Below are 26,189 nucleotides of genomic sequence, written 5' to 3' on the forward strand. Positions count from 1 at the left end.
GGCCCTTCTTCCATGCATCCGCATCGGCCGACTCACCCGAACCAGGCCCCTGTTCGAACCCCACCGACCACCCGAGCGGATAGAGAACAGCCAGTTACGGAGCCACTTTGGCGCGAGTCTCGAAGATCATGGCCCCAACCTCGTGCTTTACCGGGCAGGTCCACAGACCCGCCCGACGCGCGGGAAGCTTACGGGGCCGTGATCACTCGCGCCAATGCGGCGCCACCCCAAAGCCGCTCCGCCGGCCTCGAACCCTGTTCGGCCGCCTTCAGCACCACGAAAGCCAGCGACTGGCACCCTCCGTGCCCGATCCTGCGGGGAGCCACGGTGCCGAGTGGGCAGCGCGCAGCACGACGGCCCCCTGACCGACTTGCCTGGTCAGGGGGCCGTTCACCTACGCGGTGGGTGTGGAATTTGAACCCACGGTGGCTTGTCCCGTAGCGGAGAGGTGGGGAGTGCTAACCACGGGATGCCGGCAACGAGGTACCGGCGCCGGCGCATTCGCCACCCAGCAGGTAACGCACTGCCGTTTCCCCCATGTCGACGACGAACCGATGGTCGTCGACCGGAACAGGTGTGGCGAATCCGGGGCCGTATGCGACCCGGATCATCGAGGCAGCAAAGAGGGTTTCGAAGCTGGACCAGATGGCGGCCTCCGGGTCGGCGTGCGTGATCATGCTCGCCAGGGGGCGCAGGACCGTCGCGAACCTCTCACCGAGCTCTCGGCTGTGACGGGAGCCGCGCCGCTGGACCTCTGGGTGTGCGGCCGAGGTGAGGACGATGGCCCGGAGGAACCGTGTGTGGCGGAGTGAGATGCCGATCATCTCCGCTACCGCTGAGCGTACGAGCGTGTCCGGCTCCAGTCCGGCCCAGTGGTTTCCGTCGGTGAAGACCTCCTGCTCGGCGCGCAGGCGCGCCATGCCGTGCTCATAGACGGCCAGGAAGAGGGCGTCCTTCGTGCTCGTACGGGCGTAGATGGCGGGAGGGGCGACCCCCGCGCGATCGCACACGGCCGCAATGGTGAACGCCTCGTAGCCGCCGTCCTCCAGGAGCTCCACCCCGGTGTCGAGTACCCGGTTCCACGCCTCGCGGCTGCGGCGCTGTTTCGGCGGCCGGATCTCAAAGTCATCGGCGGCAGCGGTCTCTGCCACGACCCCGTCCTCCCGGGTTGACTGCCTGAAGTCTTGACAAAACTGTAGCGCCCGCTACGGTCCCTGGCTAACAGTAGTGGCCGCTATTGTTTATTCCTCGGAAGGTGTCGCATGTCCTCCACCTCAATCCGTCCCGGTCGGGTAGCCGTTCTCGGCGCCGGTCCCGCCGGCATGGCCGCCGCGCTCGGCATCGCGCAGGCCGGCCACGATGTCGTCGTCTACGAGCGCTACCGGGAGGCCCGGCCGGCCGGCAACATCCTCAATCTTTGGCCCCCGCCACTGAAGGCGCTGCGCTCGCTGGGGGTGGACACCGACGACCTCGGCGCCCCCACTGACACCGAGTTCCGCAATCTCCACGGCAAGGTCCGCGTCCATGTCAAGCTCGACGCGGAGGTCAAGCGGGATTACGGCGGCGGCTTCATCGGCCTGCTGCGACCGGAGCTGTACGAGCGGATGCTCGCCGCCATCCCCCAGGACATGCTGCGGTTCAACCAGCGCGTCGACGGCATTCAGCAGGACGACCGAGCGGTGACCCTGCACTTCGCCGACGGCCACACCGCCGAACACGATCTGCTCGTGGGCGCCGACGGCATCGACTCGCTGGTCCGCCGCACGCTGTGGGGCGACGCCCCCAAGCGGGAACACCGCCTGCACGTCTTCGGCGGCTTCACACTGACCGACGTCCCCGGCACCCAGCCGAATATGTCGGTCCTCACCCACAGCGCGACGGTCCAGGGCAGTTGGACTTCGATCAGGCACAAGGGTCGCGACGGCCACCAGTGGTGGATGCTCGCCGCCACCGACCCGGACGCCCCCGCGCCGGCCGACCTCAGAGCCGCCGCCGCAATGCTCGCCACCGAATTCCCCACCCCGCTTCCCGGGCTGATCGAGGCGACCGACCCCGCGAATGTGCAGCGCTGGGTGCTGCGCGACCGCCCCCGGCTGAAGCAGTGGAGCAAGGGGCGGGCCACCCTGGTCGGAGATGCCGCCCACCCGACCTCGCCCTACGCCGCCTATGGTGCAGGCATGTCGATCGAGGACGGCTACTTCCTCGGCAAGGTACTGCGCGGAGTCGACCTCACCGACCTGACCGCCGTCCGCGCCGCACTGCAGGCGTACGAGAACCCTCGCAAGCTGCACACCGCCCGCCAAGTCCAGCAAGCCTGGATGCTCGGCAAGATCTTCCACCACACCCCGGCCCTGCTACGGCCACTTCGCGACCTCGTGTTCGACCACACCCCCTTCCTGCAGATGGTCGCAGGCGACACCAACCCGAAGGAGATCAACAAGCAACTGGCCCTGATCGAGGACTGACCGAGCATTTGGTCCGGTGATTTGCGTTTGGTCACCGGTCACGTTCAGTGCCAGTTCAGGATGGCTTCGCCGGTCCCGACTCCACGGCGACATCTCCGACTTGCCCCTCTGTAGCGGGTCATGCCCTCCCAGGTGGGAGCGGTCCGCCCGACGAAGCCGCGGGGTAGTGACGTCGACGTGAGCGATGACCATGAGGCAAAGCTACGCAGCCGCGAACGTCGGCTCCGGCATCTTCGACACAATCCCGACAGACCTCCACGACGTCGTACACGAGGCGGTCATGGCCGGCTGAGAGACCTGGAGGCCGGCAAGCCAGACGACCAGGTTCGAAAGCGGTCCGAGACCATCGAGTGAGAATGCGCGCAGCGGGCCGTCTCAGTTTCCGTCTCATTCAGCCCGTTCACGAGCGTTCAGACCAGACCCCAAACCGTCCCCGACTCGGCGGCCAACCGGCCATGAACGCAGGTGAACGCCCCTGCACACGACCCACCACCCCGGCAACACAGTTGGAAAACGTGTTGGTAGGGCGGATCCGGGGCGGACACTGCGGTGCGGGTGTCAGACCCCGATGACAGTGTGTCCGGCATGCAGACATTCATTGCCTCTGGCAGCGGGGATGAGGAGCACGCAGTCATTGCACACTTCCGGCTCGCCAGCGACGGCTTCGGCGACGTCGACCAGCGCAAGCGGATCTACGAAGCTGAGCAGGTGATGGAAGCAGCGACCGAGAAGGCCGGCGTCGGAGAGGTCGACGGGAACGAGTTCGGAGGAGGAGAAGCCGTCGTGTACGCCTACGGCCCCGATGCCGATGCTCTGTTCAAGGTCCTGGAGCCGACTCTACGCAGTCTGCCGTTCCGACCAGCGCACGTCCTTCTCAGGCGGGGCGACAACGAAACCCGCGTGGATCTGTAGGCCTGCCGAGCCACGCGAGGCGTCGACGAGCGCACCACAACCGCACCAGATCGAGCGGGGAACAGCGGTCTCTCGGCCGGTGGCTCCGGGCGGGCATGCAAACCCGAACAGGCTGCTGCGGGGTCAACTGCCGCGGTGTCGTATCCTCACGCCACCTGCCACGCCGGTGACCTGGGGGGATCCATGGTTGCCAGCCGGCCCGACCATGTGGGGATTCATGCGTTCAGCTTCCATAAGCGGCGTTCTCACCGGTGCCCTCGCCCTGTGCGGCACCGTGCTCGCCGTTCCGTCCGCCCACGCGGCGGAGACCGACGTAGTGATCAAAAAGGTGTCCGTGAATGGCGGCAAGTCCATTGTCTTCGGCACGTCCCGGACCGAGTCGTTCACCATCTCGGTGACCGCCTCCGACGACTCGGGGATCAAGAACGACGGGTTCCTGCAGATCGAGCGGGACAAGGACGGCGAATACTGGTCCTACCACGGCGTTCCCCAGTGCACCGCCAGTAGCGCCACGACGTCCACCTGCAAGCTCACCGTCAAGCTCGAGCGTGACATCGACCTCCCCCGCAACACGCTCGCGGGTCCCTGGGACGTCTACGTCGAGCTCTACTCCAAGGACGGTGACCACTACGGCGATGTCTACGGAACCCATCCCGTGAAGCGGCGCTCCACGCTCAGCGTCGACGCGGCACCCGAGCCGGTCGCCAAGGGCAAAACGATCACCGTCACGGGCAAGCTGGCACGCGCCAACTGGGACAAGTACACGTACGCGGGTTACACGGCGCAGCCCGTCCGGCTTCAGTTCCGCCCCAAGGGGAGCAGCACCTACACCACGGTCAAGACCGTGACGAGCGACCCGACGGGCAAGCTGAAGGCGAGCGTCAAGGCCGCCTCCGACGGCTACTGGCGCTGGAGCTTCGCCGGCACCAGCACGACCGCGGCGCTGAAATCGGCGGGGGACTTCGTCGACGTGCGCTGACGCAAGCACGCGCCCCCAGCCTGTGGGGGCGCCATGTCATCATCGGGCGATGCTGACTGAGGAGGATGCGCGCCGACTGGTGCTTGCCGAGATCGACGGCATACGGGGCCGCGTCGGGTACGCCCTTCAGATCTTGCGCGTAGAGGCCTTGCCGTTCGGGTGGATCTTCTACTGGGGAGCGGCCCGTGAGGGACACAGCGGACGGCGCCCGCGGTTGGGAGGCAACAGTCCCTTCTTGGTGGATCGTGAGAACGAGCGGTTGATCCGAACTTCTCCCAGCGTCCCCGTGGCCCGTCAGATCGCCGACTACGAACGCCGGCTACGACGCGAAGCCCACGCCCGGAACGCGGCAGCGCCGCACCGCAACCCCAGCGGCTGCCCCTGTCTGCTGCCGCCCTCCGAAGCCCCGAAGCGGCCAGAATGACCGTCGCTGACCGAACGAGCTGGAGCCACGGATCAGGTGCTCCTCTGCTATAGGCGCCAGCGGGACGCAGCCACTTAGGCGCGCGAGATCGCCCTCCGTATTAGGGGCTGTCGAGCGGCTACGCCAAGCGCGCGATGCCGGGGCAGCGTCTGCCGGGGAGCGGGCTGCGAGGTGGTGACGGAGCTCTGGGGGCGGAGTGCAGCCGGGCGGTGGCCTGGGCGTTGGTCTCAGCCCGAGGGAGGCAGCCGCCCTCCTGTGGGACAGGATTCGTCAGGGCAACAGCTACGCCCGCGGCAAGAAAAAGCGCTGGGAGCCGTCGAACCGTTCTTTGAACCGCTCCGGGTCTGATGGAGGAAGCGCAGTACCGGTTCCAGCGGCTTGCCGATGACCTTGAATACTCAGGCGATCTGGGACGACCTGAGCCGCACCTGGCTGGAGCGTCGTCGGGAACCCGCGCCGTCGACCAATGCCTAGAAGCACGCGCATCTACAGGCTGCGGCCCGGTCATCCTGGCGAGGGGCTCCCGATCCCGTACGGCCGACTTGAGCCGTTGGTCGGGATGCGAGGCGATTCCCCCCGGTGGATGGTGGACTCATGAACCAGCACCACAAGCAGTCCCAGCGGACGATCGAGATCGATACCCGGCTCGTCAAGACCGGTGCCGTGCTCACCGCGGCCGGTGCCATGGTGGCATCCGTCGGCATGGCCATCGGTGCCTTCGCTGTGTTCACGGCAGGTCGGCGCATGATCCGTGACATGGACGTGCCCCCGGCCCAACAGGCCGCAGCGAAGTGGCAGCAGGCCAAGGAGGCTTCCCGAGCGGGTATGAGGGCGTGGCAGTCCGCGTCCGACGCCCAGAACAGGTCGCTCGCCCGCTAGTGCCGGCTCGGTCTGCCATCGCCGCTCAGCCGGTGATGCAGCCACAGCGCGGCTTGCGCTGTGGCTGAGAGGCCGTCGGTCTTCCGGACGTCGTCGCGCGCGGCACGGCTCAGGGCGTTTTCGTGGCGGACTGCTTCGCGCCTTTCCTCCTGTTGGTGCCCGCGCCGCTCCGACCAGGCCGCTCCGTGACCTTCTCTGTGGCTGCGACTGTCCGTGAGGGAGCTGTCCGGGTCGGTGCGGTCGGCCACTTGAACTCGATCTCCAGCTCGATCTCCCCATTGCCGATCTCGACCTCCATCTCGCTGCGAAGGTCGTCGGGGATCCGCAGGCTGAGCGTTCCCGGGCTGAGTTCCAGTTCGGCATCCCCGCCTTCCCTCAGCGCGGCCGCGAGTGCCATGAGCTGGTCAGCCGCCTCAAGACGTGACAGCGAGCGCTTCTGCTCAAACTTGAGATCCTTCACGAGCGCCTCCAATCGACACAAGAGACTGGATAACGACCATTCTGCTGCTGTGTGCGCAATGGGACATCCTGAGGACACCAGTGCCGCGCTCACCCCAGCCGGCGGTCCAGGTTGTAGGCGGCGCTGATCAGCGCCAGGTGCGTGAAGGCTTGGGGGAAGTTGCCGAGTTGTTCGCCCGTCGGGCCGATCTCCTCCGAGTACAGCCCGACGTGGTTGGCGTAGGTGAGCATCTTCTCGAAGGCCAGCCGCGCCTCGTCGAGCCGGCCGGCCCGGGCGAGCGCCTCCACCCACCAGAAGGAGCACATCGAGAAGGTCGCTTCCTTGCCGCCGAGCCCGTCCGGCGACGCTTCCGCGTTGTAGCGGTAGACGAGGCTGTCGGAGACCAGCTCCGCGGTGATCGCGTCGAGCGTGGAGATCCAGCGCGGGTCGGTGGGCGCGACGAACTTGCACAGGGGCATGAGCAACAGGGAGGCGTCGAGCACGTCGGTGTCGTAGTGCTGGACGAACGCCCGGCGGGCGGGGTTCCAGCCGCGCTCCATGATCTGGTTGTAGATGGTGTCCCGGACGGCCGTCCAGTGAGGCAGGTCGGCGGGCAGGCCGCGCTGGTGGGCGATCCGGACCGCGCGCTCGACCGCGACCCAGCTCATCAGCCGGGAGTACGTGAAGTCGCGGCGTCCGCCACGTGTCTCCCAGATCCCCTCGTCGGGCTGGTCCCAGTGGTCCATCAGCCACTCGAGGTTGCGGGTGAGCTCCATCCAGCCGTCGTGGTAGAGGGGCCGCCCGTACTTGTTGCAGAGGTAGACGGAGTCGATCAGCTCGCCGTAGATGTCGAGCTGGAGCTGGGTCGCCGCCTGGTTGCCGATCCGCACCGGTGCCGAGCCCCTGTACCCCTCCAGGTGGGAGAGTTCCTCCTCGGGCAGGTCCTCCCGCCCGTCGATGCCGTACATGATCTGCAAGGGGCCCGACTCGCCGCGGTCGGCCGCGTGCCAGAAGCGCTGCTCCAGCCACTCCATGAACGCGCCCGCCTCGTCGGTGAAGCCGAGCCTGAGCAGGGCGTAGAGCGAGAAGGCGGCGTCGCGCATCCATGTGTAGCGGTAGTCCCAGTTGCGTGTGCCGCCGAGCTCTTCCGGCAGGCTGGTGGTGGGGGCGGCCACGATCGCACCGGTGGGCGCGTACGTGAGCAGCTTGAGTGTGAGTGCTGAGCGGTGAACTGTCTCCCGCCAGCGCCCGCTGTAGCGCGAGCCACGCAGCCACTGCCGCCAGAACGCCACGGTGGCGTCGAACTCGGCGGCGATGCCGGCATCGGAGTACGGCACCTGCGGCTCGCCGGGCTGGACGCGGTCGAGTACGAAGGTGGCCGTCTCCCCGGCCCGTACGGCGACGCGCGCGCGGACGTCGCCGCCGCCCACGATCTCGAGCGGGCAGCGCGTCGAGAGGCCGAGCTCCAGGCCGGGCGAGCGGAAGAGCGCGCCCCGCGGGGTGAGTTCGACCTCGTGGCGGGCGCGCGCGTAGTCGAAGCGTGGGGCGACGTCGACGACGAAGCGCATCCGGCCCCGCACGGCGAACACCCGGCGGATCATGCGGTGCCGGTGCGCCGCCTCGCCGCTGTGCGGCGGGGGCATGAAGTCCTGCACCTCCCCCACTCCGTCGGGCATCAGGAAGCGCGTGATGAGGACGTTGGTGTCGGGGAGGTAGAGCTGCTTGGAGGTCCAGCCTTCGCAGTCGGGCGCGATACGGAACAGTCCCCCGCGGTCGGCGTCGAGGATCGCCCCGAAGACGCTCGGCGAGTCGAAGCGCGGGCAGCAGTACCAGTCGATCGTCCCGTCGGTGCCGACGAGGGCGACGGTGTGCAGGTCGCCGATCAGGCCGTGCTCGGCGATGGGCAGGTAGCGCGCCCGCCGTGCCTGCCGGACTCCGCCGGTCACGACCTCCTCCACTCGCTCAGCGGGGCCGTCGCGCACCATCAGCGAGCGTCCTCCTCGGCCTCTGCCTCGGCTTACGGCACGAGCACGAGCTTTCCCTTCGCCGCCGAGCGCTCGAGCATCTCGTGCGCTCGACGCGCCTCGGACAGCGGCAGGCGCTCGGCCACGGCCGGGTGGATCCTGTGCTCACGGAGCAGGTCGAGCAGCGCGCGGAAGTCCTCCCGGAACTGCTCCGGGTCGCGGGGACCTCCACCCACGGGAAGCGCCGGACGACCACCGGCCACGGGAAGCACTTGGCGGTGTTGGCCGTGCAGTTTCTGGATGCGGTAGGCGCGGACCTGCCGATGGGGCGAGAGCAGGCTCCAGAGCCCGACGATCCCGGTCGACGCGTACCACTCCGCCCACGCTCTCCAGTTCTTGTGCCCGTGCTCGAGCGTGGCGTAGTGGCCGTACACGACCAGGCGCCCGCCGGGCCGCAACGCGCGGAAGGAGCGTAGCGACAGCGCGCCGCCGAGCCCGTCGAGCACGACGTCCACGCCTCTGCCGGGGAGCGCGTGCACCCTCTCCAGGAAGTCCTCGTTGCGGTAGTCGATCGCCACCGCGCCGAGCCGTTCCACCGCGGCTCGGTCGCGAGCCGACGCGGTCCCGTAGAGCTGAAGCCCGGCGACCGCTCCCAGCTCGAGGACCGCCGTGCCCACCCGGCCGGCCGCACCGTGCACGAGCACCGTCTCGCCGCTCTTCACCCTCGCCACGCGGTGCAGCAGCTGGTAGGCGGTCATGTAGGTGAAGACGAGGTTCAGAACCTCCGCCGGGTCGAGGTTCTCGGGCACCTCGACCGCCTCCGCCTCCGGCACGCAGACGCGTTCCGCGTCCGCGCCCCACACCGTCAGCGCACCGATGCGGTCTCCCTCTCGCAGTCTCGAACAGCCGGGGCCGACCTCCTCGACGACGCCGACGAGCTCGTAGCCGGGGGTGAACGGCGGCTTCGGTACGCCGAGGTAGGTGCCGGCGCGCAGTTGCGCATCGGTGAACGACACGCCCGCGGCCAGCACCCTGACGCACACCTCACCATGTGCCGGTCGGGGATCGTCGTCCTCCACGACCCGCAGGACCTCGGGACCGCCGAAATGATCAACGACGACGCGCTTCATGCATTCAGCCTAGGCAGACCGCACTGCCCCCGCATCTGATCGATCTTGTGACTCGATCAGCCGGGCCCCTTTCCGCTTCAGGCCAGACCGAACTTCTCGGCGTGCACCTGTCGGGCGGGGACCCTCAGGTCTCGTAGGCCGGCGAGCACGGCCCTGGTCATGGCGGGCGGGCCGCAGACGTACACGTCGCGTTCGGTGATGTCGGGGACGAGCCGGTGCAGGTTGTCCGGGGCGAACGGTGGGGTGTCGCCCTCGCCGGTTCTGCCGGTTCTGCCGGTGAGCAGGTGCAGCCGTCCGCCCCGCAGCGCGACCAGGTGGCGCACCTCGTCCAGCAGCACGGCGTCGGCCTCGCTGCGCACCCGGTACAGCACGACGACGTCGGCGGTCGTCTCCTCCTCCAGCATGGCCCGCACGGGCGTGATCCCCACGCCCCCGGCGATCAGCAGGGTGCCGGGCCGAGTCCGGTGCAGCGAGGTGAACGCCCCGTACGGTCCCTCGACGAAGGCGCGGCTGCCGACCGGGACGTTCCGCAGGCCGGCGCTGGCGCTGCCCACCGCCTTCGCCGTGAGGCGCAGCCCTTGTCCGCCCGGCGCCGCCGACAGGGAGAAGGGGTTGGCCAGCCACCAGTGGTTGTGTCCGGGGAACCGCCAGATGCAGAACTGGCCCGCACGGGCGGGGAGTTTGTCGAGGTGTCGGCCGGTGACGTACACGGAGACCACGTTGTCCGACTCCGGCACCACGGCCGCGACGCGGAACCGGTGGCGGGCGTTGCGCCACAGGGGCATGGCCACGCGCCCGGTCAGCAGGGCGCCGAAGGAGAACAGCCAGAGAATCCACCAGTAGGCCTCGGCGAACGCGGAGGACGTGAACGTGGTGGTCTCCTGCAGCTGGTGGACGAACGACAGGCCCAGCGCCACGTAGAGCAGCAGGTGCAGACCGTGCCAGACCTCGTACCGCAGTCGCTGCCGCAGGGGCCGGGTGGAGATCACGGCGATCACGACGATGACGGCCGCGGCGAGCATGCCCAGCAGGGAGGCCGGCACCCCGCTCAGGGCGACGAACGTCTTCCCCATGGACGTGTCGTCGAGGGTCGCGTAGCCGAGCACCACCAGCGTGGCGTGGGTGAGGACGGTCCACAGGAGCAGGAAGCCGACCCAGCGGTGCCACACCGTGAGCCGGTCCATCCCGATGCGGCGGTCCAGCCAGGGCAGCCGGGCCACCAGCAGCAGTTGGAACAGCATCAGCAGGGCTGCGTGCAGTCCGAAGAACTTGGCGACCGTGAGCACCCCGTTCTTGCCCGAACCGGCGCTGAGGAACAGCGCCTCGACGATCACCGCGTTGACGACGACGAAAGTCCACATCGCCCAGCGCGCCGCGTCCACCGGAAGCACGGTGCCTCTGCGCACCGCTCTACTCGCCATCGCCATGCTTTCCTCGCATCCCCCCGGGGCCGCGGCATTCGCGGCCGGCCCGTGTGCACTGACCCCATGAAGATCGAGTGATCCGTCCGGATACGCACCTCGATCGGTATGCACACGAGCCGTGTGCCCGATCGGTTCACGCCGGAACCGTCGAATCCGACGGGTTTCAGTGGCGACGAAGGCCGCTCGGACAGTGCGCCTGTTTGACACCGCTGCCGCACAACAACCATGCTTGTATTAATTCATTAATGGAAGTACGCTGAATCATGGAAGGTGACGTGGTCGAGTACCGGATCGACCGTGGCAGCGGCGTACCGGCCTACGTGCAGATCATCGAGCAGACCGAACGGGCGCTCCGGATGGGCACGTTGAAGGTCGGGGACAAGTTGCCCACGGCCAGGGAGGTGGTGGCGGCGACCGCCATCAACCCCAACACCGTGCTGCGGGCCTACCGCGACATGGAGCAGGTCGGCCTGGTCGAACTGCGCCGCGGACTGGGGACCTTCGTGACGCGGTCGCTCGCCCGGCCCGAGGCGGAGGACGACTCGCCGCTACGGCGGGAGGTCACCGACTGGACGGCCCGCGCGCGGGCGTCGGGGTGGGAACGGGCCGACATTCTCGCCCTGGTCACCGCAGCCCTGGACGCCTACGACAACGAGCAGGACACCCCTACCCCGGGCGACCGGGAGCGGAAAGAGGAGGACGCATGACCGGGCCTGACGCGCCGGCCGCGCTGCGCGCCACGGGACTCGGATTCCGGTACCGGACGCGGGGCGGCTGGGCCCTGAGGGACTGCGAGTTCACCGTGCCCGGCGGCCGCATCACCGCCCTCGTGGGACGCAACGGCGCCGGCAAGAGCACCCTGCTGCACCTGGCCGCCGGCCTGCTGCGGGCCGACGCCGGAGAGCTGCGTGTGCTGGGCACCGCGCCAGGCACGTCCGAGGCCCGCTCCCGGGTCGCTCTGCTCTCCCAGGACAAGCCGCTCTACCCCCGCTTCACCGTGGCGGACACCCTGCGCATGGGCGAGAAGCTGAACGCCTCATGGGACCGGGCGGCCGCCGAGCGGACCGTCCGCGAGGGCGACATCCCGCTCCACGCCCGCGTCGGCGAACTGTCCCCCGGGCAGCGCACCCGGGTCGCGCTCGCCCTGGCACTCGGCAAGCGCCCCGAACTCCTGCTTCTCGACGAGCCCATGGCCGACCTCGACCCCGTGGCGCGAGGCGAGGTCATGGCCGGGCTGATGACCGAGGCCGCCGAGCGCGGCATGAGCATCGTGCTGTCCTCGCACGTCCTGCCCGAACTGGAGCAGACCTGCGACTGGGTGCTGGTGCTGCGGGAAGGCCGTATCGAGCTGAGCGAGGACGCCGACACGGTGCGCGAGAGCCACGCTGTACTGACCGGACACGCCGACCAGGCCGACACCCTGGCCGGACAGCACACCGTCGTGCAGCGCCGGGCCGTCGGCCGACAGGTGACCGCTCTGGTACGGCAGCGCGGACCCCTGCGCGGCGACTGGCACGTCGAGCGGCCCAGGCTGGAGGACGTACTGATCGGCTACCTCCAGGCCGGTACGCCGGGGCGCCCAGCCGCAGCCCACGCCCCCGCCGAGCGGACGGAGGCTGCGGCGTGAAAGGCTCCCTCAACGGCTCCCTCAACGGCTCCCGCACCCGCTCCCTCACCGGCCCCCTCTGGCTCGCGTGGCGCCAGCAGCGGATGCTGGTCGGCATCGGCGTGGCCCTCCTGGCCGCCGCCGCGGCGATCGCCGCGTACTACCGCTCGGGCATGCTGGACGACGTGCGCAGCGGGCGGTTCGCGGACTGCGCCCCCGATCCGCTGCACTGCACGCAATCCGGTACCGGCCTGCCCCTGCTGCTGGACGTCGAGCCACTGACGTACCTCGGAGTGCTGAACATCGCCCTCCCCGTCCTGATCGGCGTCTTCTGGGGCGCCCCGCTGCTGGGCCGCGACCGGGAACTGGGCATGCACCGCGTGGTGCTCACCCAGGGCATGAGCCGCGGCCAGTGGTTCGCCTCCCGGTTCGCCCTCGCCGCGGCGGCCACCGTGGTCCTCTCCGGGCTGCTCGCGGGAGCGTTCGCCTGGTGGTGGCGACCGGCCGCCAACCGGAGTTACGGCCTTTTCTGGTACGAGAACACGGCACTGAGCGGCTCGGGTCCGCGCGTCGTCGCGGCCGCCCTGTTCGGCCTGGCGGCCGGCACACTGCTGGGTCTGCTGGCCCGCCGGGTCGTGCAGGCGATGGGCCTGACCCTCCTGCTGACCGGGGCGGTGACACTCGCGCTGGAGTGGACGCACAGGACGCGCCTGCTGGTCCCGCCGCACACCTACACCAGCGCCGGCATCACTCCCAAGCCGCTCATGGGCGACAAGTGGTCGGCCGGCCAGTACGGGCTGATCACCGCATCCGGCCGCCGCGACGACGTGATGAACTGCCCGTTCCCCTCGGGCGCCCAGCTCAGGGAATGCATGGACCGGCACGGATACGTCGCCCGCTTCTACGAGGCCAACCCGGCCGGCGACTACTGGACCTTCCAGTGGGCCGACACCGTCGTCCTCGGGGGCCTCGCCGTCCTGCTCACGGTCGCCACCGTGCTGCTCCTGCGCCGCCGCGTCTGACCGCGGCGACCGCCTCGGGCCACCCCCTTCACTTCTCCATCCCCCTCACTTCTCCATCTCCTTCGCCCTCTTCAACCCCTTCAACCCCTTCAACCCTCACCAGGGTCCCCTTCGCACGGAGGTCGCCTCACCATGCCCGCTGACGCCAAGTCGCCGAAGAAACTGCGCAACAACCGCGCCGCCCTCACCCACAAGATCGGATACGCCCTTCGCCACCCCGGCCGTGTCACCCCGTACCTCCGCCGGGCGGGCCGGGACGCCTGGCTGCGTCTGAGGCACCCCGACCACGTCGGCTACTACCGGGCCGTGATGGCCTCGGACACCCGCCGCAATCCGGAGGCCGCGGTCGGCAGCCAGACCCACGACCGCTGGCTGGCGCTCGGGCAGATGCAGTTCGACTACCTCGTCGAGCACGGGCTGCGCCCCGAACACCGCATGCTCGACATCGGCTGCGGCAACCTGCGCGGCGGCTGGCGCTTCATCGGCCACCTCGACACCGGCAACTACTACGGCATCGACATCTCGCCCGACATCCTGATGGCCGCCAAGAAGACCCTCACCGAGCGCAGCCTCCAGGACAAGCTGCCGCACCTGACCATCACCGGGGACCTCACCCTGGACTTCCTGCCCGGCGACCACTTCGACGTCATCCACGCGCACAGCGTCTTCTCCCACTCGCCGCTGAACGTCATCGACGAATGCCTCGCGCACGTCGGCCGTGTGCTGACCGACACCGGGTTCTTCGACTTCACCTTCGACCGCACCGAGGGCACCGAACACGAGGTGCTGCGCGAGGACTTCTACTACCGCACCGAGACCCTCCTGGCACTCGCACGCAGGAACGGCTTGCACGCGCGCTTCATGGAGGACTGGGAGAAGCGCCCGCACGGCCAGTCGAAGATACGTGTCAGCCGCTCGCCCCTGCCCACCCTCTGAGCTTGTCAGGTGCCTGACATATCAGCGGCACCGGCCGCCGGACAGGTACGCCTGGCCGCCATGGACGGACTCCGCCTGGTAGCCGCGGTGATGGTGGCCGCGTACCACTTCCTGGGGACGCCCACCCCGCACTTCTGGGGAAAGACCGAGCTCAGGGATTTCGCCCCGTTGCTGCACGAGATCAGCCGCTACGGCTGGCTCGGCGTCGAGTTCTTCTTCATCATCAGCGGATTCGTCATCTGCATGAGTTGCTGGGGGCGGACTCCCGGACAGTTCACCGTCTCCCGCCTGTCACGGCTCTTTCCTGCCTACTGGTGCGCGGTGCTCATGGTCGTCGCGCTCGTACTGGCCGCACGGATGGGCCATTGGCCTGCCGCCACGCGCATCGACCCGCGTACGGTCCTGGGGAACCTGACGATGGTTCCGGGACCGCTGGGGCTCGAACTGGTCAGCGGAGTCAGCTGGACGCTCTGGGTGGAGGCTCGCTTCTACCTGCTGATGGCCGTGCTGCTCGTCTTCGGACTGTCCTATCGGCGGATGGTGGCTTTCTGCGGAGCCTGGCTTCTGGCCGCTGTCATCGCCCTTGAACTTCGCCTGCCACTGCTCAACGAATTCGTACTTCCCCGATACTGCGGCCTCTTCGTCGCCGGGATCGTGCTCTACCTCATGCGCAGATTCGGACAGAACCTCCTGCTGTGGCTGCTGCTGGGTTTCTCCTGGTGCTACGAACTCACCGTGCTCCAATTCCGGGTGGCCGACCATGTCACCACGTCCCCCGGTGAGAGCCGGCCCTCCTGGGCCGTGTGCGCGGCCGTACTCACCCTCTGTCTCGGACTGCTGGCACTGGCCGGTGTCGGACCGCTGGCGGGACTGCGCCGGCGTTGGCTGGTCACCGCCGGAGGGCTCACCTACCCCTTCTACCTCATCCACCAAAGCCTCGGAATTCCCTTGGCCAAGGGATTGATCCAGACATTTCCGGGGCTGGGGCCATTGCCTTCGATGGCGGTGTCCGTCATCTGCATGCTCGGTCTGGCCGCGCTTGTCCACAAAAAGGTGGAGGGCCGACTCGGACGACTTCTGAGGAATCGGCTGACACTCGACGCGCACGTGCGAGAGCTCCGATTTCGGCAACAACCCGATCCAGGGAAAGGTCTCGCATGCCCTTCCATGCGCGAATACGACGGTCTCGCGTGATCCTCGCCGTCACCACAACCGTGGCCACCGTCCTGGTCGTCGCGCTGATTCTGGCCCTGACGATCACGACCTACGATCACACCTCACCGCGCGCCGCCCGCGACAAGGCATCGGGATCGGTGGCCGGGAACGTCGACTGCCGGAAGGCGAAGTGCGTGGCCCTCACCTTCGACGGCGGTCCCAGCCCGACGACCCCCGGGCTGCTGGACATCCTGAAACGGGAGGATCTGCACGCGACGTTTTTCGTGCAGGGGAAGGGCCACATCGCGAAGTACCCCGAGATCCTGCGGCGCATCTCCGACGAGGGCCACGAAATCGGCAATCACACGTGGAATCACGAGAGGTTGACGGAGATCCCCGTGGCGGACGCCCGTCAGGAGTTGACCCGGACCCAGGACGCCATCGAGAAGATCACCGGCACCCGGCCCGTCCTGATGCGTCCGCCGGAGGGCCGCGTCAACCGCGAGGTGTCCAAGGTCTGCCGGGACCTGGGGCTGGCGCCGGTACTGTGGAGTGTCACGGCCAAGGACTACGAGACGACCGACTCGGCCCTGATCACCCAGCGGGTGCTCGACCAGACGCGCCGCGACGGCATCATCCTGCTGCACGACCTGCACAAGGGGACCGTGCCCGCCGTCCCGGGAATCATCGAGGCCCTCGAGCGGCGCGGCTACACCATCGTCACGGTGTCGCAGCTGCTCGCCCCCGCCGAGCCCCGGCCGGGGATGGTCTACCGGCCCTGAACACCCCCCGCGGCCAGGGGAGCGGAGTGGAGGTCGCGCACCAGCTGCGGGGTGAGCAGTTCGCCGGCGCGGTCGGCGAGGACGGCCATTTCATAGCCGACCAGGCCGACGTCGCACCCCTCGGCGGCGAGGACGCCGAGGCAGCTGCCGTCGCGGACGCGACCGACCATGAGGAAGCCGCCGAGCATTTCGATCATGACGAGTTTCATGCCGTGGAAGCCGTGTACCGTCGCCGCGTTCTGGGCGAGGCTGGTGATGCCGGAGACGACGGCGGCGAGGTGATCGGCGCGGTCTCGGGCCAGGCTGTCCGAGGCGGCCATGAGCAGGCCGTCGGAGGAGACGGCGACGGCATCGGTGACGCCGTCGGTGGTGCGTACGAACTCCGAGATGAGCCAGCCGAAATTCTGGACGGCGGTGGTCACGATGACGCTCCTTGTGTGCTTCGGGCCTCGGCACGGGCGACACCTGCTCGAAAACCGTTGAGCAGGGAGGAGACAGCGGGTCGGGTGGGCGGGGTGGAGGGGCCTTCCACGGGGGCGAGCAGGCGCGCGGGGAGGGCGAGGAGTGCGGACAGGCCGCCGCCGGTGGTGTCGAAGAGGTGGACCTGGGCGCCTTCACCGAGGCGGTGGGCGAGTCGGCCGACGACGAGGTGGCCGAGGAAGCGGGTGGGCGCGGCGAGGAGGGCCTCCTCGCCGGCGTCGGAGAGGCGGGCGTTGGCACGTTCCTTGTCGGCTTCGGACATCCCGATGCCGTGGTCGACGACGGCGAAGCAGTAGACGTCGTCCTCGGTGTCGTGCCAGCCGTGCACCTCGACCGGTTCGTTCGGTGGCGAGAAGGTCAGCCCGTTCTCGATGAGTTCCGCGAGGAGATGGGCCACATCGGCGACGGCGTGCCCCCGCACGCGCACCGGCTCCACGGTCGCGATCAGGACCCGCCGGTACTGCTCCACCTCGGCGACGGCGGACTGGACGACTTCCAGGCCGTCGGCGGGTGCCGCCGGGGGCCGCGGCGGATTCTGCCCGGCCAGGACGAGGAGGCTTTCGGCGTTGCGCCGCATACGGGTGGCGAGGTGGTCGAGCTCGAAGAGCTCGGCGAGGGCGTCCGGGTCGAGTTCCTGCCGTTCCAGGCGGGTGATGAGGCTGAGCTGACGGCGTACGAGGTTCTGGTTGCGGCGGCCGAGGTTGGCGAGCGACTCGGTGGTGGTGCGGCGCAGGCCGGCCTGCTGGGCGGCCAGGCGGAGGGCGGTGAGTTCCACCTGTTGCAGGGACGCCGCGACCTCGGTGATCTCCGCCGCGCCGCCCAGCAGACGTGCGTCGGAGTTGCCCGGCGCGTCCGCCGACGAAAGGAGCTCCGCGTGGTCCTGCGGGGACTGCTGGATACGGGCGACGGTCGCGGGCAGCCGGTGGCGTGCCACGTCGTGGGCGGCCTCGGCGAGCGCGCCGAGCGGGCGCGTGAGGGAACGGGAGGCGAAGGCGGCGAGGCCCGCGACGAGGGCGGCCATGAGTGCTCCCGCGCCAAGGTAGGTGACGAGGCCTGTCTCGGCGTCGTGGCTGAGCCGGTCGGCCCGGTCCCTGGCGTCGTGCCCGACCGACTGCTGTACGGCGTACAGGTCGTCGACGAGTACGGTCATCGCGTCCCACCAGGCGCCGGCGTCGGCGTGCAGCGCGGAGCCGTCGGCGGCGGCTTCCGCCCGGTTCTCGTAGGCGGTGGCGCGTTCGGCGTCCGGGGTGCTGAAGGCCTTCTTCAGGGCCGCGCGCTGGGGTGCGGTGGCGACCTGCCGGAAACGGGCGAGGGCGGCGAGGCGCGTGGCACGAATCTCTGTGAAGGTGAGGTACTCGCGGCGGTGGAAGCCGCCTTCGGCGAACACACCGTTGAGGAAGCCCCGTTCGAGAGCGACCGCCTCCTTGGCCGCGGCCAGTTCTCGCAACGCCGCAATCTCGTCGCGCAGTCGCCGGTCGGATCCGGTCGCGGTCTCCGCCACCGGGTCCACGGCGTTGAGGGCGTCGACGGCGGCGGTGTAGAAGGCGAGGGTGGCGGTCCGGTCGGCGGGGTTCGTGCCGTCGGTGCCCCTGTCGGCGGCGGCGCGGACGGTGCCGAGGCGGCGCACATGCCGCTGGATGACATCCTCGACGGCGGGTTCGGAGCGCATTCCGCGCAGCGCCGTGTCCACGCGCTTGCGCGTCGCGGCGAGCGGGGTGCCGAAGCTCTCCTCGCCGCCCAACAGACCGTTCGTCAGGCCGCGTTCGCGTTGCAGCTGGTGCACCAGTTCCTGGATCCGCAGGCTGAGCCCGACCTCGGCACGGGTCGTCCGCGCGTCGCCGAGGGCCTCGGCACGGCCGTACACGGCCAGACCGGCCACCGCCAGCAATAAGCAGATCGGGACCGTGATGACCACCGCCACACGGCCTCTGATGCTGCGCCAGCCGGGGGGCGGTCTGCGGCCGGAAGCTGTTCGTTCACCGTGGCGGCGCCCTGAACCGACCCTGCCGAAAGCGCCCTTGCCGATTGCGCCGAGCCTGCCGGACAGCGGCCGAGATGGCGTCCACACCCTCATGGCCACGAAGCTAGTCCGACCGCCGCAGCGGGCGGTTTCCGACCTGTTAGACCCCGTGAGAACTTCAGTTGCGCCGCCCTCACACCGCAGGCCGGAGGACTGTGACCGGGCAAAGGGGTGATCAGGACGATACTTGAACTCTGTCTTACCCACAGCACCTCGGACTACTCTGATCCCCCTGAACAACCTTTCGAAAGCACGGCACATGGAAAAGGTGACAGGTGATGCCGCTGAGCCCCGGGGATGCGGAGTCCATAGGCGGATACACGCTGGTCGACCGGCTCGGCAGCGGCGGCATGGGCATCGTGTATCTGGGTCGCTCGGCCTCGGGACGGCAGGTCGCGGTCAAGGTCGTCCACGCGCCGTACGCGCTGGACGAGGAGTTCCGGACGCGCTTCAGGCAGGAGATAGCGGCGGTCCGTCGGGTGAGCGGGGCGTTCACGGCCCCGGTGGTGGACGCCGATCCGGACGCCGAGCTGCCGTGGATGGCGACGCTGTATGTGCCGGGCCGCACGCTGTCGGACGTCGTGGCCAAGGACGGCCCGCTGAGCGGACGTGAGCTGCGCACACTCGCGCTGGGCCTGGTCGAGGCGCTGCGGGACATCCACCAGGCGGGTGTCGTGCACCGTGACCTGAAGCCGAGCAACGTGCTGATGGCCGAGGACGGACCCCGCGTCATCGACTTCGGCGTCTCGCACGCGGTCGACAACGAAGCCCTCACCGTGACCGGGCGGTTGATCGGCACGCCGCCCTTCATGTCGCCGGAGCAGTTCACCGCGCCCCGGGAGGTCACCGCCGCCTCGGACGTGTTCTCGCTGGGATCGTTGCTGGTGTACGCGGCCACCGGGACGCGTCCGTTCGACGGGAGCAGCCCGTATCTGACCGGCTATCAGGTCATGTACGAGCCTCCCGCCCTGGACGGAGTCGCCGAACCGCTCCGGAGCATCGCCGAACGCTGCCTGGCCAAGGATCCGGCCGCCCGTCCCGGGCTTGCCGAGCTGCACCGTATGGTCCTGACGCTGCCCGACTCCACCGGCCCGGTCGCGCCGGCAGTGGCCCCCGGCTCGGCGGAACCCGGCCACGAGGCGGAGGGAACGGACAGGGCCCGAGCCGGTCGCGGACGGCGAAGACGGCACATCCTCATCGGCCTCGCCGCAGCCCTGGTCGTCACCGGGCTGAGCATCACGGCGGTGAAGACGGTGGGGGATACGGAAGGGGAGACCGGGGCTCACCAGAACGACAGTTCCCAGTCGCCCACGGCGGCCGGCTCCGTATCCGCCTCGGCATCCGCCTCCGAGGGCGTCTCCGCGCCCGCCTCGGCATCCGCATCCGCCTCCGCCGTGGCGGCAGCAGTGACACTGCCGCCGAAGCATGTGCGGTGGGACTACCAGATCGGCGGCGCGTACGCCCTGCCGAGCGGGGTGCGGGTGGTCAGCCGCAGCCACGAGGACGAACCCGCGCCGGGCGTCTACAACATCTGCAATTTCAACGCCTTCCAGGCGCAGGAGAACGCGGAGGGGGACTGGGACTCCGACCTGCTGCTGCGCGACGCCGGCGGGAACGTCGTCTACGACCAGGACTGGAACGAGGCCGTCCTGGACATCCGTACGGACGCCAAGCGGCGGCGTATCGCCTCCGAGGTGGACACCTGGATCGACCAGTGCGCGACCAAGGGCTACAAGGCCGTCGAACCCGACAACTACGACACCTTCACGCGCTTCCCCGACTACCTCACGGCCGATCAGGCCATGGCCTACATGAAGCTGCTGGTGGCGCACGCCCACGCGAAGGGCCTGGCCGTCGCCCAGAAGAACACCCTGGAGCTCGTGTCCCGGCGTGCGGCCGTGGGCCTGGACTTCGCCGTGGTGGAGGAGTGCGGCCAGTGGGACGAGTGCGGCGAGTTCGCCGACGCGTTCGACGACAACGTGCTCGTCGTCGAATACACGGCCAACGGCTTGTCGCACGCGTGCTCCGGCTGGAGCAGCACCCTGAGCATCGTCCGCCGCGACCAGGACGTCGTACCCAAGGGCACCAGCGGCTACGTCCGCGAGACCTGTTGACCCCGGGCCCGCCGAACCGGTCCGCACCGCGAAGAAGGCCCGGGTCTCCGTCCGGGCCTTCTCGCTGTGATCAGTGATCAGTGGTCAGTAGTCAGTGGTTGGTAGCCAGTGGTCGGTAGCCAGTGGTCAGTGGTCGCGTGCCGGGGGCCGGCGCGTCACCACTGCAGGGCGTCCGCCATGGTGGACTGCCAGTACGTGACCTGGATCGAGCCGTCGATGTACACGCCCTTCGCGGGGAGGGAGGGCTTGGCGGGGACGGTCGCGTCCGTGTTGAAGTACACCTCGAGGGACTTGGCCGTGCGGCCGTTGGGGTCGCTGCCGTCCGCGGCGGAGAGAAGGATGCCCGCGTAGCCCGACTCGCCGGGCGCCAGCGTGACCACCGCCTGCGGCTGGGAGTCCTCGATGACCGGCGGGACGGACTGGGCGTCCTCGAACGCGACCGCCGGGTAGTAGACGAGGTCGCAGTTCTTCGAGCCGGTGTTGGTGACGGTGAGGAGCATGTGGTTCAGGGGGCGGGAGACCTCCGTGGCGGTCGTCCGGGTGGAGGAGGGGGTGCAGGGGTTCAGGGTCGCGTCCGAGCCCTCGTCGATCGAGGAGTCCGAGGAGCCCGAGGAGCCCTTCGAACCACCCGACGCGGCCTTCGAACCACCCGACGAAGTCTTGGAACCCGTCGAGCCCGTGGAACCCGTGGAGCCCTTGGAGCCCTTGGAGCCCTTGGAGCCGGTCGAACCGGTGGAGTTCTGCGTGTCGGTCAGGCCGCTCGAGCCCGTCGAGCCGGTCGAGGGAGTGGCGGAGGCGTCGGACGCGAATCCCACCGAGGAGGCCCCCTCGTCCTTGGCGCCCTCTCCGTTGTTGCAGGCGGTCAGCGACAGCGCGGCGGCGGCGAGTGCGGCGGCGACGAAGACGCGGGTGGTGCGGGTGCGGCGGGTGCTGCGGATACGAGCGGACATGTGATCCCCCTGATGAGGTACGGGTGTTGGCATGGGCCGCCGACCCGGTTGCCGGGAGCGGCGTGCTTGGATGGCCCAAGCTTGTTCGGTGATCCGTCCCACCCGCCACGACTGCCGGGGTTTGCGGGACGCTGGAACGCTGGAACGGCTCTGACCTGGGGGAATGACCTCCCCCTGGAACGGTGGCCCGGGACGTGGAGAGAGAGCGGGACGGTGGCGGGAGACGAATTCTCGGAGCTGTTGGGCCGGTTGAAGGAGCGGTCCGGGCTCAGTTACGGGGTGCTCGGGAAGCGGCTGCACACGAGCACGTCGACGCTTCACCGGTACGTCAACGGGGACGCCGTGCCGACGGACTACGCGCCCGTGGAGCGGTTCGCGCGGTTGTGCAAGGCGACGCCCGAGGAACTGGTGGAGCTGCATCGGCGGTGGGTGCTCGCGGATGCCCGGCGGCGGCAGAAGGCGGGCGGGAGCGGGGCCGAGGGCGGGGTCCCTGCGGAGGAGCAACCTCAGCCGCAGGCGGCGGCTGAGACCGGGACCGGGGCGGCTGACGAGGTCGGTCCCGAGGGCCCGTTGCAGCCCGGGGCGAACGGCGCCCGGCGCCGTACCGTCGTCCTCGCCGGGGCCGCCGTGGTCGCCGCGCTCGTGTCGGCCGCGCTCGTGGTGAATCTTGTGGGCGGCAAGGGCGATGACGACCGGGGCGGGAAGCAGTCCGTGGGGGCGGCTGCCTCCCCGTCCGTCGACGAGAGCCCCGGGGCGGCCGACGCGAAGGGCACGTCGGCCTCGCCGTCCGCCTCGCGCAGCGGCAGTCCCACGGCTTCCGTCTCCGCCTCACGCAGCGGCGGGGCCGGGGCGGCCCAGGGCGGCGACGGCTCCGAGGACGGGGCCACCGCGCCCACCGTCGCCGTCAACCCGTACAAGTGGGAGGACCCGTGCGGCCCGCACGTCCTGATCAACCGGGAACCCGATCAGGTGCCTCCGCCGCCGAACGAACCGGACGCCCGCGGGTGGATCACCGCGCTCGGCGGGGTCACCGCCGGACAGCAGATGCTCGCGCTGACCGTGCAGGGCACCGGGAAGGCCACCGTCGTCATCGAGGACCTGCATGTGCGGGTGGTGGACAAGAGCGCGCCGCTCGCCTGGAACGACTACCAGATGCACGACGGGTGCGGTGGCGGCGTGGACACGAGGGCCTTCGACGTGAACCTCGACAACCGGCAGCCCACGGTCGACCCCCGGTCCGGTCAGCGCGACTTCCCGTACAAGGTGAGCGAGTCGGATCCCGAGGTCTACTACATCTTCGCGAACGCGCGGTCGTACAACGTGAGCTGGTACCTGGAACTGGAGTGGTCCAGCGGTGACCGGCACGGCATGCTGCGCGTCGACGACAAGGGCAACCCCTTCCGCACGAGCGGCAACGTGGGCCGGCCCGCGTACCTCTATCCGAACGGTTCCTCGGAGTGGGGGCGCAACGAGTACGAACCCGAGGTTTCCGGCTGAGCGTCCGGGTGGGGCGCCAGCACCGCGGAGACCACCGTGCGGGAGGAGGCCATGACGTCGGCCACGAAGCGCCGGCGTCCGACGCCGAGCCGGCGCAGTGCGGGTCCGTGGTCGGCGGCCACGACGAGAGAGACCGCGAGCAGGAGCAGTCGCCACAGGGCCGTCACCGGGCGGCGCACGGGGCGGGGCAGTTCCGCCAGGGAGGCATGCAGTCGCTCGCAGTGGAACGGGACGTGGCGCTGCTCGTCGGACAGGATCCGCCCCGCCACATCCGTGGTGAGCGGGTCGTCGGTGCCGTCGCGCAGGGCCCGGTAGTACCGCAGCGCGACCACTTCCGCGATCATCAGCACCAGCAGTTCCATGCGCAGGCCCATGAGGCGCCGCAGCCGTACGAAGACCGTGTCGCTCCAGTGCCCGGTCAGCGTCGGCATGCCCCCCGCGGCCAGCAGCCGGGCCAGGAGACGGGCGTGGTTCTGTTCCTCGGCGACGAAGAGCCGGACCGCCTGTGCGTAGTCGGCGTCGCCTGCCTGGTCCGCCTTGCCGACGAGGTTGGCCCCGTCGCCGTCCTCGCCGACCTGGAAGCGCTGGATGCCGGCCCACACCGCCGGGTGCAGCGTCGCGTCCCGCCCCCAGTCCGGATCGCCCTGGGCGCGTCTGCGCTCGCGCTCGTCCTCGAACCGCCTTGTCCACTCGGCGAAGCCGCCCGTACGCACTCGGTCTCCCCTCTCCGGTGGGCACGGTCACCGTGTCCCGGAGAGGGACGACGCGAGTGGGCGCCGAAACGTTCCGCTGCTGCCGGGTGCCCGAACACGGTCGAGGGCCCCGGGCCCGTGGTGTCACGAGGCGAAGTGAAGGCCTCTCCGGCGAGCGCGGGTTCCAACGAGTGAATCCGGTCGTTCCGCGCAGGGGGGCCGATGCGGCAGCGGGAAGACCCTTGGGCACCGGAGAAGTCTTGGACACCGGACAAGCGATGGGCAGGTAGCACCCCTATGCCGAAGTTCCTGATCCAGGCCACCTACACGCCCGAGGGCACCAAGGGGCTGCTCAAGGAAGGCGCGAGCGGGCGCCGTGCCGCCGTCGATCAGGTCGTCACCGGCCTCGGCGGGCGGGTCGAGGCCATGTACTTCGCCTTTGGGGAGGACGACGTCGTGCTCATCGTCGACTTCCCCGACGCGGTGTCCATGGCCGCCGTCAGCCTCGGCGTCAAGGCCAGCGGAGCGCTGCACACCCGGGCGACCCCGCTCCTCACCGTCGACGAGATCGACGAGGCCACCCGTCGGCAGGTCTTCTTTCGCGCGCCGGGCGTCAGCTGAGCGGAGGCATCACCGGCTCCGGGGCCGGACGCCCGTCCGTCAGCGGTCCGGAGTCGGCTCGGCGGTGTCTTCCGAGGGCGTTCCTGCTTTCGCGTAGAGGATGTCGCGGGCCTGCTCCGCGGCGCGGGCGGTGCTCTCGCTGACGAAGTCGAGGAAGCGGGCGACGTTCTCGAGGCGGGTGCCGGCCGGGGTGCCGGGACCGAGGACGCCGACACCCTGCTGGGCGATCTCGACGATCTGGGCGGTGGCCTTGGCGCTGGCCATCATCGACTGGTACCAGATGTCGTCGTCGACGACGTAGCGCTCACGGCGGCGTTCGTCGCGTTCCCGGCGTGCGAGGCCCTGGCTCTCGAGGAACGCGATCGCCTTGGAGATGGACGCCGGGCTGACCTGGAGGCGCTGGACGAGTTCGGAGGCGGTGAGGCTGCCCGTGTCGGTGAGCGTGAGGCAGGCCATCACCCGGGCCATCATCTTGGGCATGCCCGAGGCCATCATGACGGTGGTGAACGTCTCCTCGTACTCGCGCACGGCCTCGGCGTCGCGGCCGTAGGCCTGCGGGGGCGCCTCCACCCCCTGGGCGGCGGCCTGCCGGCGCCGGTGCGCGCGGCGTTCGGTGGCGCGGTGGGCGAGGTCCGCGCGGTAGGAGGTGGGGCCGCCGTTGCGCATCACCTCGCGCGTGATGGTCGAGGTCGGGCGGTCGAGGCGTCTGGCGATCTCCGCGTAGGCGAGGCCGTCGGCCAGTCCCAGCGCGATCTGCTGGCGTTCCTGCTGGGTGAGTCTGCCTCCCGGCATCGCGGTCTCTCCTTCGTGGTGCGTGGTGCCTCGACTATAGCGTTCACCACCAATTCATTGCAATGAATGAGGCGAGGTTTGTTGCATTAGGTTCGAGGCCATTGCAATGAATTCCCTGTCTTCACCTGCGAGTATTGCGATTATGCGCAACGAGTCTGTTGCCAGACGCATGAACGCAACGTAGCTTTTCCTTCATCGGAAACGACGAGCGCAAGGAGAGCACGATGCAGAAGTTCAACACCCCCGCCCCGGTCTCCGCCGTCCTCGACATCCCCGCGGGGCGCATCCGGTTCATCGCCGCCGACCGGGCCGACACCACCGTCGAGGTCCTGCCCGCGGACGCCTCGAAGGGCCGCGACGTGAAGGCCGCGGAGCAGACCGAGGTCGCCTACGTTGACGGCGTCCTGCGCATCGAGGTCCCGGCGGCGAAGCACCGGCTCCTCGGCCTGTCCGGATCGATCGAGGTCACCGTCCAGCTGCCCGCCGGCTCCCGCGTCGAGGCCAAGGCGGCCGCCGCCGAGTTCCGGGGCGTCGGACGGCTCGGCGACGTCGCCTTCGAGAGCGCGCACGCCTCGGTGAAGCTCGACGAGACCGCGAGTGCCCGTCTCACCCTCCTCTCCGGTGACGTCTCGGTCGGCCGCCTGGGCGGCCCCGCGGAGATCAGCACCCAGAAGGGCGACCTCCGTATCACCGAGGCCGTACGCGGCTCGGTCGCGCTGCGCACCGAGCACGGCGAGATCTCGGTCGGCGCCGCCCGCGGAGTCTCCGCCTCCCTGGACGCCGGCACCGGCTACGGCCGGATCCACAACGCGCTCAGGAACACCGACGGCGGCGCCGCCGGCCTGAACATCCACGCGACCACCGCCTTCGGCGACATCACCGCCCGCAGCCTGTGACCGGCCGCCC

At 69.6% G+C, this 26,189-nt stretch carries 24 protein-coding genes; 14 read left to right on the top strand and 10 right to left on the bottom strand.

Annotated elements, in window-relative coordinates:
- Positions 1-458: 458 nt before the first annotated feature.
- Positions 459-1,151, bottom strand: coding sequence for a TetR/AcrR family transcriptional regulator (locus ACIRF9_RS15645; RefSeq protein ID WP_403821264.1), 693 nt, complete (start codon positions 1,149-1,151; stop codon positions 459-461).
- 111 nt (positions 1,152-1,262) lie between these two features.
- Between ACIRF9_RS15645 and ACIRF9_RS15650 the strand changes: the two genes are divergently transcribed.
- From ACIRF9_RS15650 to ACIRF9_RS15665, 4 genes are all read left to right on the top strand, one after another.
- Positions 1,263-2,465 carry an FAD-dependent oxidoreductase gene (locus tag ACIRF9_RS15650; RefSeq protein ID WP_403821267.1) on the top strand — a complete coding sequence of 401 codons (1,203 nt, stop codon included), beginning with the start codon at positions 1,263-1,265 and terminating at the stop codon, positions 2,463-2,465.
- Between the two features lie 585 nt (positions 2,466-3,050).
- On the top strand, positions 3,051-3,377 hold the full coding sequence (locus tag ACIRF9_RS15655; protein WP_403821269.1) for a hypothetical protein: 327 nt from the start codon (positions 3,051-3,053) through the stop codon (positions 3,375-3,377).
- A gap of 217 nt (positions 3,378-3,594) precedes the next feature.
- On the top strand, positions 3,595-4,356 hold the full coding sequence (locus ACIRF9_RS15660; protein ID WP_403821272.1) for a hypothetical protein: 762 nt from the start codon (positions 3,595-3,597) through the stop codon (positions 4,354-4,356).
- Between the two features lie 1,018 nt (positions 4,357-5,374).
- Positions 5,375-5,659: a hypothetical protein gene (locus ACIRF9_RS15665; protein WP_403821274.1), complete on the top strand. Its 285-nt coding sequence runs from the start codon at positions 5,375-5,377 to the stop codon at positions 5,657-5,659.
- Positions 5,660-5,768: 109 nt separating this feature from the next.
- Here ACIRF9_RS15665 and ACIRF9_RS15670 read toward each other — a convergent pair whose 3' ends face one another.
- The 4 genes from ACIRF9_RS15670 to ACIRF9_RS15685 all read right to left on the bottom strand — a co-directional run bounded on the left by ACIRF9_RS15670 (position 5,769) and on the right by ACIRF9_RS15685 (position 10,613).
- On the bottom strand, positions 5,769-6,119 hold the full coding sequence (locus ACIRF9_RS15670; RefSeq protein WP_403821277.1) for an amphi-Trp domain-containing protein: 351 nt from the start codon (positions 6,117-6,119) through the stop codon (positions 5,769-5,771).
- Positions 6,120-6,208: 89 nt separating this feature from the next.
- A complete protein-coding gene (locus ACIRF9_RS15675; RefSeq protein WP_403821280.1) occupies positions 6,209-8,083 on the bottom strand; it encodes a glycoside hydrolase family 15 protein in 1,875 nt (624 codons plus the stop codon).
- A 32-nt stretch (positions 8,084-8,115) separates the two neighbouring features.
- On the bottom strand, positions 8,116-9,192 hold the full coding sequence (locus tag ACIRF9_RS15680) for a medium chain dehydrogenase/reductase family protein (protein ID WP_403821283.1): 1,077 nt from the start codon (positions 9,190-9,192) through the stop codon (positions 8,116-8,118).
- A 77-nt stretch (positions 9,193-9,269) separates the two neighbouring features.
- Positions 9,270-10,613: a ferric reductase-like transmembrane domain-containing protein gene (locus tag ACIRF9_RS15685; RefSeq protein WP_403821286.1), complete on the bottom strand. Its 1,344-nt coding sequence runs from the start codon at positions 10,611-10,613 to the stop codon at positions 9,270-9,272.
- Between the two features lie 266 nt (positions 10,614-10,879).
- Between ACIRF9_RS15685 and ACIRF9_RS15690 the strand changes: the two genes are divergently transcribed.
- From ACIRF9_RS15690 to ACIRF9_RS15715, 6 genes are all read left to right on the top strand, one after another.
- Positions 10,880-11,323: a GntR family transcriptional regulator gene (locus ACIRF9_RS15690; RefSeq protein WP_403821289.1), complete on the top strand. Its 444-nt coding sequence runs from the start codon at positions 10,880-10,882 to the stop codon at positions 11,321-11,323.
- Entirely contained in the window at positions 11,320-12,243 is a 924-nt protein-coding gene (locus ACIRF9_RS15695; RefSeq protein ID WP_403821292.1) for an ABC transporter ATP-binding protein, read from the top strand. Before ACIRF9_RS15690 ends, ACIRF9_RS15695 begins: the two co-directional genes overlap by 4 nt.
- Complete coding sequence (locus ACIRF9_RS15700; RefSeq protein WP_403821295.1) at positions 12,240-13,244, top strand: transporter; 1,005 nt, start codon at positions 12,240-12,242, stop codon at positions 13,242-13,244. The genes ACIRF9_RS15695 and ACIRF9_RS15700 overlap by 4 nt, the downstream gene beginning before the upstream one ends.
- A gap of 132 nt (positions 13,245-13,376) precedes the next feature.
- A complete protein-coding gene (locus ACIRF9_RS15705) occupies positions 13,377-14,180 on the top strand; it encodes a class I SAM-dependent methyltransferase (protein ID WP_403821297.1) in 804 nt (267 codons plus the stop codon).
- A 60-nt stretch (positions 14,181-14,240) separates the two neighbouring features.
- Positions 14,241-15,374 (top strand): acyltransferase family protein, encoded by a 1,134-nt coding sequence (locus tag ACIRF9_RS15710; protein ID WP_403821299.1) that lies wholly within the window; start codon positions 14,241-14,243, stop codon positions 15,372-15,374.
- Positions 15,338-16,117 carry a polysaccharide deacetylase family protein gene (locus ACIRF9_RS15715; RefSeq protein ID WP_403821302.1) on the top strand — a complete coding sequence of 260 codons (780 nt, stop codon included), beginning with the start codon at positions 15,338-15,340 and terminating at the stop codon, positions 16,115-16,117. Before ACIRF9_RS15710 ends, ACIRF9_RS15715 begins: the two co-directional genes overlap by 37 nt.
- Here the strand turns inward: ACIRF9_RS15715 and ACIRF9_RS15720 are convergent.
- Together ACIRF9_RS15720 and ACIRF9_RS15725 are read right to left on the bottom strand one after the other, a co-directional pair.
- The gene (locus tag ACIRF9_RS15720) at positions 16,105-16,539 is read right to left on the bottom strand and encodes a roadblock/LC7 domain-containing protein (protein WP_403821304.1); all 435 of its coding nucleotides are present in this window, start codon (positions 16,537-16,539) and stop codon (positions 16,105-16,107) included. The genes ACIRF9_RS15715 and ACIRF9_RS15720 overlap by 13 nt on opposite strands.
- Positions 16,536-18,518, bottom strand: coding sequence for a nitrate- and nitrite sensing domain-containing protein (locus ACIRF9_RS15725; RefSeq protein ID WP_403821307.1), 1,983 nt, complete (start codon positions 18,516-18,518; stop codon positions 16,536-16,538). Before ACIRF9_RS15725 ends, ACIRF9_RS15720 begins: the two co-directional genes overlap by 4 nt.
- A 377-nt stretch (positions 18,519-18,895) precedes the next feature.
- On the opposite strand from ACIRF9_RS15725, the gene ACIRF9_RS15730 reads away from it, so the two are divergent.
- The gene (locus tag ACIRF9_RS15730) at positions 18,896-20,731 is read left to right on the top strand and encodes an endo alpha-1,4 polygalactosaminidase (RefSeq protein WP_403821310.1); all 1,836 of its coding nucleotides are present in this window, start codon (positions 18,896-18,898) and stop codon (positions 20,729-20,731) included.
- 155 nt (positions 20,732-20,886) lie between these two features.
- On the opposite strand, the gene ACIRF9_RS15735 is transcribed toward ACIRF9_RS15730, so the two are convergent.
- Positions 20,887-21,681, bottom strand: a complete 795-nt coding sequence (locus ACIRF9_RS15735) for a DUF4232 domain-containing protein (protein ID WP_403821313.1) — start codon at positions 21,679-21,681, stop codon at positions 20,887-20,889.
- Between the two features lie 213 nt (positions 21,682-21,894).
- Here ACIRF9_RS15735 and ACIRF9_RS15740 point away from each other — a divergent pair, with 213 nt between their 5' ends.
- Positions 21,895-23,178 (top strand): helix-turn-helix domain-containing protein, encoded by a 1,284-nt coding sequence (locus ACIRF9_RS15740; protein WP_403821316.1) that lies wholly within the window; start codon positions 21,895-21,897, stop codon positions 23,176-23,178.
- On the opposite strand, the gene ACIRF9_RS15745 is transcribed toward ACIRF9_RS15740, so the two are convergent.
- Positions 23,118-23,891: a ferritin-like domain-containing protein gene (locus tag ACIRF9_RS15745; RefSeq protein WP_403821319.1), complete on the bottom strand. Its 774-nt coding sequence runs from the start codon at positions 23,889-23,891 to the stop codon at positions 23,118-23,120. The genes ACIRF9_RS15740 and ACIRF9_RS15745 overlap by 61 nt on opposite strands.
- A gap of 276 nt (positions 23,892-24,167) precedes the next feature.
- On the opposite strand from ACIRF9_RS15745, the gene ACIRF9_RS15750 reads away from it, so the two are divergent.
- Complete coding sequence (locus ACIRF9_RS15750) at positions 24,168-24,491, top strand: GYD domain-containing protein (protein ID WP_403821321.1); 324 nt, start codon at positions 24,168-24,170, stop codon at positions 24,489-24,491.
- Between the two features lie 39 nt (positions 24,492-24,530).
- Here the strand turns inward: ACIRF9_RS15750 and ACIRF9_RS15755 are convergent, their stop codons facing one another.
- Positions 24,531-25,283 (bottom strand): helix-turn-helix domain-containing protein, encoded by a 753-nt coding sequence (locus tag ACIRF9_RS15755; RefSeq protein ID WP_403821324.1) that lies wholly within the window; start codon positions 25,281-25,283, stop codon positions 24,531-24,533.
- A gap of 224 nt (positions 25,284-25,507) precedes the next feature.
- On the opposite strand from ACIRF9_RS15755, the gene ACIRF9_RS15760 reads away from it, so the two are divergent.
- The gene (locus ACIRF9_RS15760; RefSeq protein WP_403821326.1) at positions 25,508-26,179 is read left to right on the top strand and encodes a DUF4097 family beta strand repeat-containing protein; all 672 of its coding nucleotides are present in this window, start codon (positions 25,508-25,510) and stop codon (positions 26,177-26,179) included.
- Positions 26,180-26,189: the final 10 nt, after the last annotated feature.

It is taken from the genome of Streptomyces sp. NPDC096132 (genome assembly GCF_044763345.1).
GTDB lineage: Bacteria > Actinomycetota > Actinomycetes > Streptomycetales > Streptomycetaceae > Streptomyces.

Excerpts from the sequence above, each read along its gene's own strand:
- ACIRF9_RS15650 (WP_403821267.1), top strand. The coding sequence starts at position 1,263 with ATGTCCTCCACCTCAATCCGTCCCGGTCGGGTAGCCGTTCTCGGCGCC.
- ACIRF9_RS15655 (WP_403821269.1), top strand. The coding sequence starts at position 3,051 with ATGCAGACATTCATTGCCTCTGGCAGCGGGGATGAGGAGCACGCAGTC.
- ACIRF9_RS15660 (WP_403821272.1), top strand. The coding sequence starts at position 3,595 with ATGCGTTCAGCTTCCATAAGCGGCGTTCTCACCGGTGCCCTCGCCCTG.
- ACIRF9_RS15665 (WP_403821274.1), top strand. The coding sequence starts at position 5,375 with ATGAACCAGCACCACAAGCAGTCCCAGCGGACGATCGAGATCGATACC.
- ACIRF9_RS15675 (WP_403821280.1), bottom strand. The coding sequence starts at position 8,083 with ATGGTGCGCGACGGCCCCGCTGAGCGAGTGGAGGAGGTCGTGACCGGC.
- ACIRF9_RS15680 (WP_403821283.1), bottom strand. The coding sequence starts at position 9,192 with ATGAAGCGCGTCGTCGTTGATCATTTCGGCGGTCCCGAGGTCCTGCGG.
- ACIRF9_RS15685 (WP_403821286.1), bottom strand. The coding sequence starts at position 10,613 with ATGGCGAGTAGAGCGGTGCGCAGAGGCACCGTGCTTCCGGTGGACGCG.
- ACIRF9_RS15690 (WP_403821289.1), top strand. The coding sequence starts at position 10,880 with ATGGAAGGTGACGTGGTCGAGTACCGGATCGACCGTGGCAGCGGCGTA.
- ACIRF9_RS15695 (WP_403821292.1), top strand. The coding sequence starts at position 11,320 with ATGACCGGGCCTGACGCGCCGGCCGCGCTGCGCGCCACGGGACTCGGA.
- ACIRF9_RS15705 (WP_403821297.1), top strand. The coding sequence starts at position 13,377 with ATGCCCGCTGACGCCAAGTCGCCGAAGAAACTGCGCAACAACCGCGCC.
- ACIRF9_RS15710 (WP_403821299.1), top strand. The coding sequence starts at position 14,241 with ATGGACGGACTCCGCCTGGTAGCCGCGGTGATGGTGGCCGCGTACCAC.
- ACIRF9_RS15715 (WP_403821302.1), top strand. The coding sequence starts at position 15,338 with ATGCCCTTCCATGCGCGAATACGACGGTCTCGCGTGATCCTCGCCGTC.
- ACIRF9_RS15730 (WP_403821310.1), top strand. The coding sequence starts at position 18,896 with ATGCCGCTGAGCCCCGGGGATGCGGAGTCCATAGGCGGATACACGCTG.
- ACIRF9_RS15735 (WP_403821313.1), bottom strand. The coding sequence starts at position 21,681 with ATGTCCGCTCGTATCCGCAGCACCCGCCGCACCCGCACCACCCGCGTC.
- ACIRF9_RS15750 (WP_403821321.1), top strand. The coding sequence starts at position 24,168 with ATGCCGAAGTTCCTGATCCAGGCCACCTACACGCCCGAGGGCACCAAG.
- ACIRF9_RS15755 (WP_403821324.1), bottom strand. The coding sequence starts at position 25,283 with ATGCCGGGAGGCAGACTCACCCAGCAGGAACGCCAGCAGATCGCGCTG.
- ACIRF9_RS15760 (WP_403821326.1), top strand. The coding sequence starts at position 25,508 with ATGCAGAAGTTCAACACCCCCGCCCCGGTCTCCGCCGTCCTCGACATC.